10 protein-coding genes are annotated in these 16,788 nt (G+C 38.8%); 2 read left to right on the forward strand and 8 right to left on the reverse strand.

Going from position 1 to position 16,788, the window contains the following annotated elements; translation table 11 throughout:
• Window positions 1-158 precede the first annotated feature (158 nt).
• The 6 genes from CMT41_RS13860 to ffh form a co-directional block, all read right to left on the reverse strand.
• Window positions 159-1,799, reverse strand: a complete 1,641-nt coding sequence (locus CMT41_RS13860) for a putative bifunctional diguanylate cyclase/phosphodiesterase (RefSeq protein ID WP_058027605.1) — start codon at window positions 1,797-1,799, stop codon at window positions 159-161.
• Between the two features lie 227 nt (window positions 1,800-2,026).
• The gene (locus CMT41_RS13865; protein WP_083494297.1) at window positions 2,027-2,977 is read right to left on the reverse strand and encodes a sterol desaturase family protein; all 951 of its coding nucleotides are present in this window, start codon (window positions 2,975-2,977) and stop codon (window positions 2,027-2,029) included.
• 190 nt (window positions 2,978-3,167) lie between these two features.
• On the reverse strand, window positions 3,168-5,549 hold the full coding sequence (locus CMT41_RS13870) for a TonB-dependent receptor family protein (protein ID WP_058027607.1): 2,382 nt from the start codon (window positions 5,547-5,549) through the stop codon (window positions 3,168-3,170).
• Window positions 5,549-6,952, reverse strand: a complete 1,404-nt coding sequence (locus CMT41_RS13875; RefSeq protein WP_058027608.1) for an imelysin family protein — start codon at window positions 6,950-6,952, stop codon at window positions 5,549-5,551. Before CMT41_RS13875 ends, CMT41_RS13870 begins: the two co-directional genes overlap by 1 nt.
• A gap of 173 nt (window positions 6,953-7,125) precedes the next feature.
• Window positions 7,126-8,904: a DUF4856 domain-containing protein gene (locus CMT41_RS13880; RefSeq protein WP_058027609.1), complete on the reverse strand. Its 1,779-nt coding sequence runs from the start codon at window positions 8,902-8,904 to the stop codon at window positions 7,126-7,128.
• Between the two features lie 654 nt (window positions 8,905-9,558).
• Complete coding sequence (gene ffh, locus CMT41_RS13885) at window positions 9,559-10,950, reverse strand: signal recognition particle protein (RefSeq protein WP_058027610.1); 1,392 nt, start codon at window positions 10,948-10,950, stop codon at window positions 9,559-9,561.
• 291 nt (window positions 10,951-11,241) lie between these two features.
• Between ffh and CMT41_RS13890 the strand changes: the two genes are divergently transcribed.
• Both CMT41_RS13890 and CMT41_RS13895 read left to right on the forward strand, forming a co-directional pair.
• Complete coding sequence (locus tag CMT41_RS13890) at window positions 11,242-12,039, forward strand: cytochrome C assembly family protein (protein ID WP_057181884.1); 798 nt, start codon at window positions 11,242-11,244, stop codon at window positions 12,037-12,039.
• 113 nt (window positions 12,040-12,152) lie between these two features.
• On the forward strand, window positions 12,153-13,436 hold the full coding sequence (locus CMT41_RS13895; RefSeq protein WP_057181885.1) for an HlyC/CorC family transporter: 1,284 nt from the start codon (window positions 12,153-12,155) through the stop codon (window positions 13,434-13,436).
• A 335-nt stretch (window positions 13,437-13,771) separates the two neighbouring features.
• On the opposite strand, the gene CMT41_RS13900 is transcribed toward CMT41_RS13895, so the two are convergent.
• Both CMT41_RS13900 and gshA read right to left on the reverse strand, forming a co-directional pair.
• Window positions 13,772-14,392 (reverse strand): transglycosylase SLT domain-containing protein, encoded by a 621-nt coding sequence (locus CMT41_RS13900; protein ID WP_057181886.1) that lies wholly within the window; start codon window positions 14,390-14,392, stop codon window positions 13,772-13,774.
• A gap of 629 nt (window positions 14,393-15,021) precedes the next feature.
• Window positions 15,022-16,626, reverse strand: coding sequence for a glutamate--cysteine ligase (gene gshA / locus CMT41_RS13905; protein ID WP_083494298.1), 1,605 nt, complete (start codon window positions 16,624-16,626; stop codon window positions 15,022-15,024).
• Window positions 16,627-16,788 lie beyond the last annotated feature (162 nt).

Genomic DNA, 16,788 nt, shown 5'->3' on the forward strand with positions numbered 1-16,788 from the left:
CGGATTTTCCAGACACTTCCCGTCGACAAGCGACAGAAAAGCTCGCGTATTTTACGCTTTTAGTGGATTTTTACAAGTTTTATTTATCTAAGGCATTAAGAGTGGCTTACATATATTTGAACATATGACGTAAAAGGGATGCTACCTTAGTTCAACACTTAGTCTAACTCTTGGGGAGTTTGCAGCCAAGGAGGGGATTTTAACAGCAGTGCAAATGCCTTGGCATCAACGGGGCGACTATAATGATAGCCCTGCATAGAGTCCACGCAACTAACCGCCAAAAACTCACGCTGCTCGGCAGTTTCAACCCCCTCTGCGGTTATATGTAATTTTAATTGCCGAGCTAAAGCAATAATGGCTCGAGTAGCCATAACATCTGCGGCACTTTTAGGAATGTTTTTTATAAAAATACCGTCTATTTTTAATTTATTAAGTTTGAACTTAGCTAGATATTTTATTGATGAATAACCGGTACCAAAATCATCAAGGGCGATAGAAACACCTAAAGTACTCAATTGCCTCAGTTGCACTATAGACTGCTTAGCATCTTTCATTAGTGTATTTTCAGTAAACTCTAATTCTAAATATTGAGGCTCTAAATGACTAGCCGCTAACGAATCAGCAACTGTGCTAGAAAGATCCGTTATGCTTAATTGCATAACAGACATATTAACGGCTATCACTAACCCCGGGTAGCCTTGTTGCTGCCAAGATTTGTTTTGTAAACAAGCTTGGTTAAGTACCCAATCACCAATTTTTGTAATAATGCCAATTTCCTCAGCGATAGGAATAAATACATCGGGGGCCAAATCACCGAGTAAGTCATTATGCCAGCGCAATAATGCTTCAACAGCAATGATTTCATTTGAGGCAGTTGATACTATGGGTTGGTAGTGTAAAGTGAATTCTTCCTTGTCCATGGCATCAAGTAATTGTTCAGCAATTTTTTTCTTGGTATTGACTTGTTCTTGCAGCTCCTTAGAGAAAAAAGCCAAGCTATTACGGCCCTGTTCCTTAGCAAAACACATCGCAGTATCGGCATGTTTAATTAATTCTTTACTATGCTCGCCATCATTTGGATAGACAGCAATACCAATATTACTGGTTATATACATTTCTTGCATAGCTATCCGGTAGCACTTAGCCAGTTTGACAATTAACTTAGCTGCAAAAGCGTTTATATCCTCGGTGGGCGACATTGATTCAAGTATAATAAGGAACTCCACCCCGGTAATTCTCGCTAAAGTGTCACCTGAACGTAACTCGCTTGATAAACGCTTAGCGGCCTGTTGCAGTAACTTATCGCCCCCCTCATGACCTTGTTTATCATTAACAGCCTTAAAGTCTTGAATGCCAATAAATAACACCGCTATTGGCGTGCTATTTCTTTCGGCACGGGATAAAGCATGTTGCAAGCGATCGTGGCAAAGTGCTTGGTTAGGTAGGTTAGTTAAGCTATCAAAAAAGGCCAGGCGTTTAATTTCTTCTTCGGCAATAAATTTTTGCTGCATTATTTTTCGCAAATATAAGCTATAGCGAGTCAATAATATTAATAAGCCAAGCACGGTAACACTGGCTAGGGTAATGATTTCATCTAATCGCCAATGTTGTTGCTGACTAGATAATTGTCTGACAAATTCAGGCACATCTAGCAAGCGCGTTAGCCAAAGTGACCCTGCGGTAATAAGGATAATAAACACGCTTTCAAAGGCAAAAGCAAAACGTTTAAAAAAGCCGACATTTTCAGACTTGCCCGTTGGTAGACGAGTTATATTTTTACGAGCATTGTTTTTAGCCATATAGTCGAGTACCTCAATTAAAGTCCATAACTAAAGCCTAGAGTTTAATTGCAGAGTTTATCTGCATAGTTTAATAACCTAAGTAAACAATGAGCTTGCTGCCGCCCGAGCACGTTAATTAGCTAAGCGTTTAACGCGATAAACACTGCTAAATTATGTGACTGGTAAACAAGTATAGCTAGCCTAGAAGAAAATAGTTAACAAGCAGTTAAACATCACCTGCTTCATTATCGCTTAGGTAAGAGGCTTTGAGCCGCCTTTTTGAAAGGTTCAAAATAGATTTGCAGCAAACTGTTGTGCCCTTTGTGATTAACACTAATGCCATAAGTAATTTTGCCCACTTGTGAGGCTTTAATGTGGCAAGAAAAAAGTCTGTCCCAAACAGCTAGGGCGGCGCCAAAGTTTCTATCAAAGTGCTTGGGGTTATCACTGTGATGTATTTGGTGTTGAGCTGGGCTTATCAAGTAGTTTTCCACTTTATCGCCCCAGCTTAACCAAATATGGCTATGGCGTAAATTTGAGCCAAATAAATTAAACAAAAAAACCAATGCGTTAGCCCCTAAAATATCGTACATCTTTAATGTCGGACCAAAAAAGTAATAACAGAGTCCGACCACAAAACCTTGTGTTAGTGTCATTCTAAAGGCGTACAGTAAGCTTTCAATGGGATGGCTGCGATAAATGGTAAAGGGTGTTAGTACTAAAGCTGAGTGATGTACCTTATGAAACTCCCATAACAAGGGAAATTTATGCAAAATATAATGTAATAAAAAACGGGTAAAATCATCAAACAAAAACAGTAATACCGTGAATATAGTTATAATTGCAGCGCTAGATAAAGCAATCGGCTCAATATAGCCAAAGACAGCCTCTATGGCAGATGAAACACCAATAGCGATGGGCGCCATGGTGATAACAACCAGTGGAAAAAGTGCCGATTTTATCAGCTTGTTAACCACTAAGAGTACATAATCCTGTCGTGCCGATTTATGCGTATAAATGGATTTTGGAAAAACAAAGCGTAAGAATGGCAGCAGGGAAAAACGAGAGAATTTAAGCCAATATACTGGGATAGCTAATGCTACAGCAGAAAGTAAATAAACAATATAAATACGTTTATTGGCATCAAAAAAATATTGGCTGAGCTCTGCGATATTAACCGATAAAAAATCTAACAAAACCAGCTAACCTTATTTTAAATGACGGGTGAATCTTAAAGCTAACATAAATCAAAGCAGCAAAGCCCACCTTGATTTAACCCATAAGACCTAAAGCATAGATAAAATACCACACGCTTATAGCGCGTGGCGTATTTTATGCCGATAACTTATAGCGGTAAATTATACCGATAAAACATGCCGCATACCTTTAGAAGTTATACTGATAACCAACAAACAGCATTTGTGGTTTACTCGGCCTAGCACCATAAGGTCTGCGGCTGACAATTTCTTGGCTATCAAAAATATTATCCGCTTTAATATAAACCTTACCGTATTGACCAAGATAATAACTGGCAGATAAATCAACCACCACATAAGCTTCTGTTGTTGCCCCTTCTAAATATATTTTTTCAACAGGATCTCCTTCTGGTGTTGTTGCCTTACCAGACACCTCCTGCATTTCACCGACATAACGAGCAATAAAATTGATATCCCACTGCTCCGCCGTTAAGCCTAAATTAAGGGTTAACTGATGCTCGGCAAGGTAAGGTAGACCATCGCCCTCGGTAATTGAACCCCACATACTGAAACCGGAAACAAAAGTGTTTTTAAATTCTGAATCCGTGTAGGTGTAAACAATTGACATGGGTACATCTAACCCTTCGCTGAGCTTAGCAGTATAACTGGTCGAAAATTCCAAACCGTAAACATCCACTTCACCGCCGTTAAACTCTTTGTCTAAACTATCACCACAAGATGATGCGGTAGAAAATGAGCAACTCTCTTTTAAATTACTCATATCATTATAGAAGAATACCGCTTCACCTTGCAGGTCGCCTTTATAGAAACGGCCACCGATTTCGTAGTTAACGCTATTTTCAATTTCAGTTTCTGGACCTTCTTTCGGACTGGTAGGAATAAAACCTTCATGGACACCAAAGAGAAAGCCTAGGTTTTCATTTACCGTATAAAAAAGACTTAAACTAGGTAACCAGATATGAGAGCTTTTCTTTTGCCAGTCATCTTCCTTACCAACAATACGATTTTGATAAGTAGAATCGATAAACTCACCACGCAAACCCAGCGTTATAGCAAGGGCATCATATTTGATGGTGTCTTTAAAAAAGACGGCTATTGCATCGGTTTTTTCACGGTTGATGGTTGAATCCTTTTGATCTTCACCATCACTATTTAAGTGACCTGCAAGCATAACAAAACTATCTGTCGTGTGGTTACGCTCAATTTGATCTTGATGAAAACGGGCACCAACATTAAATTTATGATTTAAGCCAAACAGCACTTGTTCAAAATAAAGCTCGGTTTGAATGCCTTGTGAAAAATATTCACGAGCATTATCACCTAAAATTATTTTCTCATGTTCTTCAATACTATCAACTTGGCCCGTTAATATTTGATAAAAACCTGTATTGGCATCATCTTCAGGGTTAGCTAAGATATCTTGCAAATCACGATATTGATTATCAAACTTTTTAAAGCCATTTATTTTAAACCATGAACGCTTAAAGTTATTGCGGTAAACATGGGTGGTGATATCAAAGCTATCCGTTTGCATAAAGTGGGTAAACTGTACTTGCTCATGCTGCCAGTCCATATTATCCAGCTCACTAGCAACATAGCGACGATTTGGGTTGGCATAAAAATCATCGTCGGTTAACCCTAGGTAAGTTTCATTAGATTTTTCGTCGGCATAAGAAAGCTTTAAACCAAAGGTATGGTCAACACTGCCTGTAGTTAAGTCATAACGAAACTTAATCATGATATCGTTTTTATCAAAGCCAGTATTATCATCGCCCTTGCCATAAAGCGTAGAGCCGCCACCATCAAGCTCTTTAAAACCATCGGCTTGCATATTAACCGCTTCAATTAACACGCCTAGATCGCCAAAGGTATCGCCGTAATAGCCATGCACCTTAGTATAACCATCGCTGCCGGCAGCGACATCTATCATACCTTCACTTTCATCGGGTACTGCGCGAGTAGTCATATTCAACGCGCCGGCGACTGTATTGGGGCCATATTTTATTGCCGCAGGACCTTTGAATACTTCTAAGGAAGTCATTTTAGACATCATAGGGAAATAATAAGCCGCTGGTGCCGAATAAGGCGCTGGACCAATTAAAATACTATCTTCCATTACGGTAATCTTTTTACTACGCTCAGGGGTCGAACCACGAAAGCCAATATTAGGTCTTAAACCGTAGCCATCTTCTTCACGAATATTAACGCCTGGGACGTTATATAAAATCCGATTAATATCATCAAACTTGAATTTCTCTAATTCTGCTTCAGCAATTAAAGTGGCTGAGCCACCTTCGGTTCTTAATTTATTACCATGGCCAATAATTTGAATACGTTCAACAAAGTCAATTTTCTTATTCACTTCCTTGGCAATTTCCTCAATATTACCAGTAATACTCGCGCTTGTTTGGGCATTATCTGCAGAATTGTTAGCATTAATGTCATCAGCGGCTATTGCCTTGGATACCGGTACTAAACAAGTAGATAAAGCAATGGAGAGCGCAAGTGCGGTGGTAGAAAAAGCAAAGTTGTTAATAGTGTTATTAAGCATTAATCATTATCTCCAGCGGCGGTTTGAGGTAACTCTAAAGCTAAACTGGTAATAAAATCACTTTTTAACTTATCGGTAATGTTTTTTACCTCACCATGGGTGACTAATACTTTATCAGCATCATTGGCTAACGTTGTTGCTAGTGATTCTTGATAATTATTAGTGTCTGCAATAGCAAGTGCGACAAAATCATTAATCATATCCGCAGTAGCTTTATCGCCAACGTCAATTAAATAATGGCTAAAACCTAAGGCATCGACTTCATCAGCAGTTAAGCTACCCTGCATAAACATTTTTAAAGCGCGTAAGTTATTAGTGATATTGATTATCGAGTGATTTGCGTATTTTGCTTCAACGGATTCAGGGCAAGCTTGGGCACCACATTCATTAGCAAATAAGCCAAGTGGCTGAGCAAGCTTACTGTCTTTAGTCGACTTATCTAGATAAAATATGGCATCACTTAATTCATTTACCGCATCATGCTGGGTAGCAAAATCACTACCTAGGGTACCAGCTGACTTAAGCTTAGCGGCATAACCACCATGACCATCACTGCCTAACCAAGCAGTTAATAGCTCATTAGCATTATGTTCAATATCACTGGCCACTTCACTGGCATATTCACAGCGTGCGACTTTACGGTATTGTTCGGTTTGGTTATTCCATTGGCTTGGCACTGTTGAACCAGTACAGCTATGAGTGAGGTTGTCATTAAATAGTAAATACTCTAAGGCGACCATGCTTTTACGTGAAGCGGTACGGGTAGCAATATCATAAGGCTGGCCATTTACAGTGCCGGCTTTAAAATAAGTAACATCAAGGTCAACGCCACAAGTATTTTGTGTTGGCCATGAATAGATATTATTACGTAATGCGCCATCACCAATAAGTAGAGGAGACAATTGCATCATATCCGCTTGTTGCCAGCTATCCATGGCATTACGCCAGCTGTCTTTCGCCAATACTTTGGCTTCACTCACTAATGAGTCACTACCATTATTGTCAGCAAGAGCTTCTTCTTGTTGGCAATAAACGTTAATCGCTTGTTGCTGGGCAGCTGCTAGCGTTGAGAATTCTTGGTAAGTTGGCGTGATTACCTTATCGACAATACTGGCAATTAACTTACCTTGATCAAAGCTACTATCATTACTCTGGTTGTTATCATCAGTTCCATTAGCGGGATCTCCTCCAGTGCCAGTATTACTACCATTACTGCTGTCATCTCCCCCCGCGCCAGTATTACTGTCGCTATCTTCATTAACGGTTCTACTACTAAAACCATCACCACTAGAGTTGCTATTGCCTTCGCCACAAGCGCTAACTAGAAACACAGAGGCCAGTGCCACAAAAATAAGCTTCTTATTGAATGAAAGAGCTAAAGAAAGTGCTTGGGAATACTTCATGATTATCTTACCTTTACTCTACTTATACATGGGCAAGAATTGCCCCTTGCACCATAATGCAAGTTACTAAGTATTTAAACGCAACAAAGCTCGAACAACATCCCTGTTCAAGCTTTATTTAAATTTTAAGGTGTTAGCCCTTGGTTTTAATACCTTAGGCTAACAATAAACGTCTACCAGTTCGCGACATTTTCAGCATCAAAACTTAATGCTGTTTGCAAGATATCACGCGCCTTAATAAGGTCTGCTCGATATGCTGTAACATCAGCGGCACCAACTAATACTGGCGCATCTTTAAAGTACACATGCATTGCTTTGAACTGTGCATCAGTAATTGGTGAATACGGGTTAAACTGTAAACCTAAAGCAAACCCTTTAAGTTCAGAGAAGTGCTTAGCCGTTGTAGCAAAGTCGAACTCAGTTGTACCTACTTTAGCTAAATCAGCATGTAAGTCATTAATATAATGGACAACTGTTGCAGCAATTGCTCGTTCCCATGCATCAACGGCAGAGTCACGGTAGCCTAAAAGCTCTGTCATTTGAGCTTCAGTTAACGCCGTACCGGCATTGTCATTAATTAGCTTACGGCCACTTAAGAAAGCATCCATCGCTTGCTTAGTGTAATCAGTTGCAGCAGCATTATCTTTTGAACCACGGTCACGTTTAGCGGCATTTATTGAGTTGCCAAAATTTTTCTCTGACATTAAATCAATCTTACCATCAGCATTTGTGTCGTGTTGACCATTCCAGTCACTACGACCATCTTCATCAGAAGACACCTTGCCAGCGATTTCATTGTCGTTATAAGCTAAATAATCACGTGCTGCGCCAAAGTAACCAAATCCTTCATCAAATTGATGCTCTAATGAGGTGTAATTTTTATCACCATCCTTATCACCAGTTATGTTATCTGCCTTTAAACCTTTATTTTCATTTAAATAATCATCTGTCCCTTGCGCATAAGTCACAGACATTAATAAGAATTTTTGAATTAATTGGTTTAAATCAGTACCGTCATAATTTACGTAAACAGCAATTTTGGTGTCAGTACCTGGAGCATAACGCTCACCACCTAGGTTTTCCATGGCATTATCAGCAAGCTGCTCAAAGAAACTCTCGATTAAGCCTGTTGGCGTAATTGTGCCTTTTGTGCCCCAACCAGCAAAGTCACCATCATTCCAATCTTTTGACTGTCCCCAGTTATCATTACCAGCAACCTTACCTTTTAAGGTTTTATGACCTGAAGAGATATCACTAAAGGTTTTTTGCTTGGCATCAATAAAGGTTATTGGAAAAACACCATCGATCCAATCTTCACTCTTACCGTCAAAATAAGTATTTAATTTAGCAATAACTGCTTCTTTAGACGGTAAATCTCCGTTATCTAAATCAGCTTGTAAACCACCTTTACCAATGTAATGCTTAAGTTCAGCAATTAATGCATGACGCGCAACTTGACCGCCGTATGAAACACTAGATTTTTTATACTTATCGTCTTCGTTACCTAAGTTGCTAGCAAAGTCGTAGTAGTTAGGGACATGTTCAAACAAGTCTCTTACGTTAATTGTTACTTCCTGTGTATATTCATTGCTATCTTTATCAGTTACTGTGATATTGAATGTGACTTTTTGTTCTTTTTCATAATCTAGAACGTACCCATCAGCAAGCTTTAATTTGTCACCCTTGATAACAAAATTTTCATTATCAGTGACATATGAAAATGACTCTTCAATATCTAAGTCAATGGTTTTTAGAGTAGCAATATCCGCACCTACTTCATTCTCATCGACAACAATTCCTACTTCACCATCGTGTAAAACAAAAGATGCCTCTAGCTTAATTTCAGTAGGTGCCAGGTTGATTATTTCTTCAATATCGTCACTTGAACAAGCGCTTAGTGCTGAAGTTGCTACCATAACGGCTATAGCGAGTGCTTTTCTTTGAAATTTCATTACTACTCCAATTGTGCTCAATACGACCTTAACTTGTTATCTCAAAGTATTTCGCGATGAGAGACATACCATTAAAGTGTCGAGCTATTTTGTATTTTTTAATTGCCCGCATAATACACAAGTCTAAACACAAATGCGAATAAATCTCATAAAGATGTGAATTAATGTTACTTTTATTGATTTATAGCAACGAAGGCTAAAGATGAACAACTATAGCAAGGGAATTAAATAGAATAACGTGCCTATGCACATGGTTCAGGCTCGTCATCCCCGTGGTGTCAATAGTAGATCCTGCCTCTAAAAGCAATGGATCTTCGATCAGAGACTTCGAAGATGACGTTTACAACGACGTGCTGAGCTAACTGCATAACCCTAAAAAATAAAAAAGGCCGCAAATGCGACCTTTAATAGAATAATTAACTATGTAAAAAATGTGTATTAACGGCCGAACATACCACCCATACCGCCGCCGCCCATGCCACCTGGTGGCATCATACCTTGCCTTATGTTGTACAAGTGCATCATTTTTATTTTAAAAAATGTGTATTAACGGCCGAACATACCACCCATACCGCCGCCGCCCATGCCACCTGGTGGCATCATACCTTGCCTTATGTTGTACAAGTGCATCATTTTTATTTTAAAAAATGTGTATTAACGGCCGAACATACCACCCATACCGCCGCCGCCCATGCCACCTGGTGGCATCATGCCCTGCATGCTGCGCATCATTTTTTTCATGCCGCCTTTGCCTGACATTTTTTTCATCATTTTTTGCATTTGAGTAAATTGCTTAAGTAATTTATTCACATCTTGAATTTGAGTGCCCGATCCAGCCGCAATACGACGTTTACGTGAGCCTTTAATAACATCAGGACGTTCACGCTCGCCCGGTGTCATAGAGTTTATAATGGCTTCCATGCGCACGGTTACCTTGTCATCCATTTGATCTTTTATTTTAGCCGACATATTGCCCATGCCTGGAAGTTTATCCATCATGCCCATCATGCCGCCCATATTTTTCATTTGCACGAGCTGGTCACGGAAGTCTTCTAAGTTAAAACCCTTACCGCTTTTGACTTTTTTGGCTAATTTCTCGGCTTGTTTTATATCAACCTTGTGCTCTATTTCTTCAACCAGCGAGAGCACATCACCCATACCCAAGATACGCGAGGCAATACGATCAGGATGGAAAGGCTCTAACGCTTCAATTTTTTCACCGACGCCCATAAATTTAATAGGTTTACCGGTAATATGACGAATAGAAAGCGCTGCACCACCACGGGCATCACCATCGGTTTTGGTTAAGATAATACCTGTTAACGGTAAAGCTTCATTGAAGGCTTTGGCGGTATTCGCCGCATCTTGACCTGTCATGGCATCAACAGTGAAGAGGGTTTCTATCGGATTAATGGCGGCATGAAGCTGCTGAATCTCGGCCATCATGTCTTTATCTATATGTAAACGACCCGCGGTATCGACAATAAGTACATCGAAAAAGTTTTTCTTCGCATGATCAACAGCAGCAGTAGCTATATCAATAGGTTTTTGTTTGTCATCACTAGGGAAAAAAGCAACATCAATTTCTTTGGCTAAGGTTTCAAGTTGCTTTATGGCTGCTGGGCGATAGACATCGACACTGACCACCAGTACTTTTTTCTTTTCTCGTTCGGTTAAAAATTTTGCCAACTTAGCAACGGAGGTTGTTTTACCTGCGCCTTGCAGACCCGCCATTAATATTACGGCTGGTGGCGCCGCTTTTAAGTCAAGCCCTTCATTGACTTCACCCATGGCTGCTTCAAGTTCTTTTTGTACAATTTTGACAAAAACTTGGCCTGGGGAAAGGCTTTTAGAAACATCGGTACCAACCGCTTGCTCTTTTACTTTAGCAATAAAATCACGAATGACGGGCAAAGCGACATCAGCTTCGAGTAATGCCATACGAACTTCGCGTAAGGTATCTTTAATATTGTCTTCGGTTAAACGGCCACGGCCACTAATGTTTTTAAGTGTTTTACTTAAGCGATCGGAAAGATTGTCAAACATGAAATACTCTAACAGCAAAATATGGGTGAGGTTAATGCTGCTATTATACCCAAATATCGCTAAGATGCGACAGCAGATAGTCCTGCATGTCATTTAGTATGGATAAAAATGAAATATATATGACTTGACTGAACTCACTGATTATCTTTTATCCATTAAGGCACTGATAAAATACCCCTTGGTTTTCTTTAATTTAAGTCAATACTTTACACGAATCACATGGCGCAGAAGATTTAATCTGATAGAATCAATTTTTTAATGGATATGTTCAGCCGTTTTAGGGGTTAGTTAGTGGATTTTTTGGTTATAGGTTCAAGTTTAGCTTTTTTGCTTTATATACTTGCGACGTTAGCAATCGTCACACGATTATTTCACCCTAAAGGACCGAATCTCACCTTAGTATTAAGTTTAGCTACCGCTGCTATAGCAATTCATGCTTTTAATGATGGCTTATTATTTTTCTCCCAAGACAGTATCAACTTTAATTTACCCAATGTAATTTCCTTAGTCAGCTTAATTATCACTGTGGTGGTTACCTTGGTAGCGCTGCGCTTTAAAGTCAATTTATTGCTACCTGTGGTCTATGGCTTTACCGGTTTATGGCAGTTAGTCATACTCTTTCTTCCGCCTATTGAATCCATTCCTTTGGTGGTAGAAAAATTCGTTTTATTAAGCCATATCAGTTTTGCCTTAATTGCTTATTGTATACTCATTATTGCTACTTTATATGCGTTCCAAGTAACCTATATTAACTTAAAACTAAAAAGAAAAAACTTAACCGCTGTGGCTCATTTACCACCACTTATGCAAGTAGAGAAGCAACTATTTAGCATTTTGACCCTGGGCACAGTAATTCTATTTGTAAGTCAAGTTATTGGTTTTGTTTTTCTCGATGACTTTCTGGCGAAAAAAAATGCTCATAAAACAGTACTATCATTACTAGCCTTTGCTACATACAGCCTTATTCTATGGGGACACTTTCAAAAAGGTTGGCGTGGTCACCGAGTATTAGTGTTAATGATCAGTGCTAGTGGTTTACTGACCTTAGCTTACTTTGGCAGTCGCTTAGTAAAAGAATTCATTTTATAAATAACGACTATTTATCCCTACCCTTGTCGCCATGACATTGCTGGTATAAGCTAGCCGTATTCACTAATCATTTTATTTTTAACTTTTACTTTTATATAGAGGAAATTCCCTTTTTGGACAGTATATCCACCCAGATGCTCTTTAGCATTCTTGGCGTCTTAATATTCTTATCGGCCTATTTTTCAGGTTCAGAAACCGGCATGATGTCATTAAACAGATATCGATTGCGTCACCTGGAAAAACAAAAACATAAAGGCGCTATGCGAGTCAGTAAATTACTTGCTCGCCCAGACCGCCTTATTGGATTAATTCTTATTGGTAATAACCTGGTTAACATTGCCGCTTCTGCTATTGCCACCATAATAGGCTTACGCTTATTTGGTGATATGGGCATTTTGATTGCAACTATAGTGTTAACCTTTGTGATCCTCATTTTTGCCGAGGTTACCCCTAAAACACTCGCCGCACTGTACCCAGAAAAAGTGGCCTTTCCTAGTTCGATAATTTTAAGCTTATTACTGAAATTACTTTTCCCACTGGTGGTAGTAGTAAACTGGATAACCAATGGTATATTGATGCTTTTAGGCATAAATTCTGACCAAAGAGAGCAACATAGCCTCAGTAGTGAAGAATTAAAAACCGTAGTAAACGAATCTGGCGCTTTATTACATAAACGCGATCAAGATATGTTGGTCAGTATTTTAGACTTAGAAAAAGTTGTCGTGGAAGATATCATGATCCCACGCAGTGATTTGGTCGGGATAGATGTTAACGCTGATTGGAAAAAAATACAAAAGCAACTTACTCAAGGAAACCATACTCGAGTATTACTTTATCGCGATAACATAGATGATGTGGTCGGTTATATACATGCCCGAGATGCGTTAAAGCTTTTATCAAAAAATCAATTTACTAAGGCGACATTACTTAGAGCGGTACGTGAATTATATTTTATTCCCGAAGGCACACCATTAAATATTCAATTATTAAAGTTTCAACGTGCTAAAGAGCGTTTGGGTTTAGTGGTTGATGAATATGGCGACATCCAAGGTTTAGTCACTTTAGAAGATATTCTTGAAGAAATTGTCGGTGACTTTACTACGACCATGACACCAACAACCAGTGAAGAAATTAACTTGCAGCCTGATGGCAGTTATTTAGTCGATGGTAGCGCGAGTATCCGAGATATTAATAAAGAGATGTCATGGAAATTGCCCACAGATGGTCCTAAAACCCTTAATGGCTTGATTCTCGAATACTTAGAAGAGATTCCACAGAGTAATATTAGTTTACGCATCTCTGGCTACCCTGTAGAGATCATTGATGTTGCAGACAATAAGATAAAAACCGTACGGGTAATGCCTGAACATTATATTGATGAAAACCCTGAAGATTAATAATTAAACAGAAAAAAGTTAATCACAAAGTTATCCACAGAATAGGGTTTTCGAATAACCTTATTCAACGCTCCACAATTTCTGTGGATAACAATAGCCAACCCTATCAGCAGCAGCATTTAGTTATTTCAATAAAAATTTAACAAAAAAGCAGTCTTTTTTTTCTGTTTATTTTATGAAAACACTGGCTATTGCTGTAGCTATTATCACAGCTAGGCTTGCTGGTTTTATAATGTAAAAAACAAATGGACAAGCTTTATCCCAGGGTAACTATTATCATTTACACAAAATGACTGGTTAAAGACTATCATACTGACTTTCATGTAATGGCTGGATTAATCAAAGAATAATCGCCACAACCAACCATGATCTAGGTCTTTTTCACAACTCTTTAATTGACTACTGTAACGTCTAGCTCGGTTATCCACTTTACGTGCGACTTTCACTAACCAAGGTTTTTTCTTATAACTTTTATGCTTAAAGCCCCCCCAACCCTCGTGGTAATTTAAGTACTGGCTATATGCGTCCCACTTAGAAACCCGATTCACCTTTTGGGTTTTAAAAATAAACCAGCCCATAAAATCAATCGCGTCATCAAAATCATCTCGATCTGCTCCTGAGTTACCTGTCTCACGCATATAGTCTTTCCAAGTCATCGTTTTAGCTTGCGAATACCCATAGGCAGTACTTACCCTACCCCAGGGGATAAAACCTAACAAATAGTCTCTTGGTGGCAAAGCATCGTGACGAAATGAGCTTTCTTGATACATCATACTCATAGGTACATGGATAGGTACGCCCCAACGTTCACGGGTATCTTTAGCAGCAAAATACCAATCGCGATGTTCACGAAATATTTCACATATATTCTCAGGGTTTTTCGGTGGTGGGGTGGCACAACTTGCGAGCAATAAAACACTTGCGGCGATAACTAAGGTCGTTTTACATGAAGGCATATACAAATAACAATTATGAAAATATACTGTTCATAATGCCAGAATCACTAAAGCAATGGCAGTTATTGCGAGTAAATTTATTAGCTTAAAATTAATTTATGAAATAATGTTAAATAAAGATAAATAATTTGAACTAAACATTAATACCACACTCTTACTTAACAGTTATGTTATTCCCTTAGTGTTTCATGTTTTATACGCCCTCTACTTTTAGTTGGGCGTTTTTTTTTGATTAAAATTAAGAGACAGAATAACAACTATGTTATGCCAGCTTTTATTAGTGAGCTTCCATCTTTAAAGTTTTATCAGCGAACTATTTAGCCAGTACTGAGGCATAGTTTTATCTATTAGAACTATAAAGAGAGGCATCTGCTAAGGGATGAATATTGATGCCATAGAGTATAATTTGATAATAAAGGCATTAACGGATAATTTATTTTGAAATAAATGAACTTATCAACTTTTATCACGTCTTACTAATTGAAACATTCTTCCCTGGATTGCTTTCATTTGATTTAAGTATTGTTTACTTAGATAACCAGCGCGTCGCCTTGACGCGCTTTTTTTATCTCTCAATTACTATTCTACTTTACCTAGCAATTATGCACCTAACCTCTTGCCCGTGGCTTTTAGGCGAAATAGTCAGCTAAAAAATCATCGAAATTTAGTACATCTGCGGCCTCTATATCCGCTTGCGCTTGATGAGATGCAGGTACACTTGCGTCAAAAAATTCCTGACTATAAAATTGGTAATCCCGTTCTTTTGCCTGCTGTCGATATTTACTAGCTTTATCTAAAGCATACTGAGACAAAGACTGCTCTTGAATAGCCGTTAATATCTGTGCCGAAGGCGTTAAATTGGCATCATTAATTTTAGCTTGCTCACGAACAATAGCGGCACTGTAATTACTGGTTTGGTAAGCTTTATCTAACAGCTCGGCCACAAGTTTCAGCTGCTCAAATATCTCATTACCCCAAGAAGTAACCGATTTTAGGACAACGTCTCCCTGCTTATTGGTATCAGACAATAATAACTCAGGGTCTCTACCGCGTAATACCACGTCATTCATATTCGACTCATGAATTTTTTGTGCCGAACAATCAAACTCTTTATTATCGACAAAAGCACAAAAAGTAAGGAATATATCTAAAAAATACACTTGCTCAAGGCTAATACCAGTATCTGAAAGAGGATTAACATCAAGTGCTCGTACTTCTATATACTCGACACCACGTTCACCTAACGCAACGGATGGTTTCTCTCCAGATTTAGCGACACGTTTGGGACGAATAGGCGCATAGAGCTCATTTTCAATTTGTAGTACATTGTCGTTCAACTGCTGATATTGACCATTAACCTTAACACCAATGCCAGCAAAGTCTTTCGACTTTAATTTAATCGCTTGTTGCACACCCGCAACATAATCCGCCAAATTGTTATAACAAATTTTCAAGGTCGATTGCTCAGCGCTGGTATAACCTAAATCACTCATGCGTAAGGAGGTCGCGTACTCAAGATAAAGCGTACCAAAAGCTGTCTTTTTAAAAGGTAAATTATGCTCTTTACCTTGTAAAAAAGAGCCACATATTGCCGGCGAGCTACCGTATAAATAGGGGATCAACCAGCAAAAGCGTTTGTAATTTCTTAAGATGGAAAAATAGCGATCGGAAATAAAATCATCTAGTGGTAAGGGCGTACCTGCTGCTGACTCTATTTTTGCAGTCTGATGTAGCTTATGTTGCACCTGCCAGAAGTCTTGTGAAAATGAGAAATTAAAATGAATTCCTGAGATGACTTGCATCATAGAGCCATAGCGATTTTTCAGACCTTGACGATAAACAGTCTTCATTTTACCAATGTTAGAGCTACCATACTGAGCTAGTGGTATTTTTTCAGCATCGTTAACAAAGCATGGCATGCTCATTGGCCACAGCAGTTCACCGTCAATATTATCAAAGGTGTACTTTTGAATATCTTGTAGTTGAGCTATCGCTTGCTCGGGGGAGTGACTTACTGGGGTAATAAATTCAAGTAACGTCTCTGAATAGTCTGTGGTTATCTGTCCATGAGTTAGCGCTGAACCAAGTTGGTGATAATGACCATGCTCTGATAACTTTCCTTCGGGCAATATTCGCAATGCCTCTCGCTCTATACCGCGACCAATACCTGCAACAGCAGCCAAATTTTCACTTTGGCTAAAAGCGCCAATATAATCAGTTAATGAGAGTGTCAAAATAATTCCTATCTATACCAGTCAGCCACGTAGGTTAACCGTTAGCTTAATTTAGCATTTAGCGAGTAAGAGGTATAAAAAAAAACCCCTTATTAATACGATATAAATAAGGGGTCTTTGAATGATTTTCAATACCTATGTTATATATATTCCGCTTTATTT

It is taken from the genome of Colwellia sp. MT41, from assembly GCF_001444365.1.
GTDB lineage: Bacteria > Pseudomonadota > Gammaproteobacteria > Enterobacterales > Alteromonadaceae > Colwellia > Colwellia marinimaniae.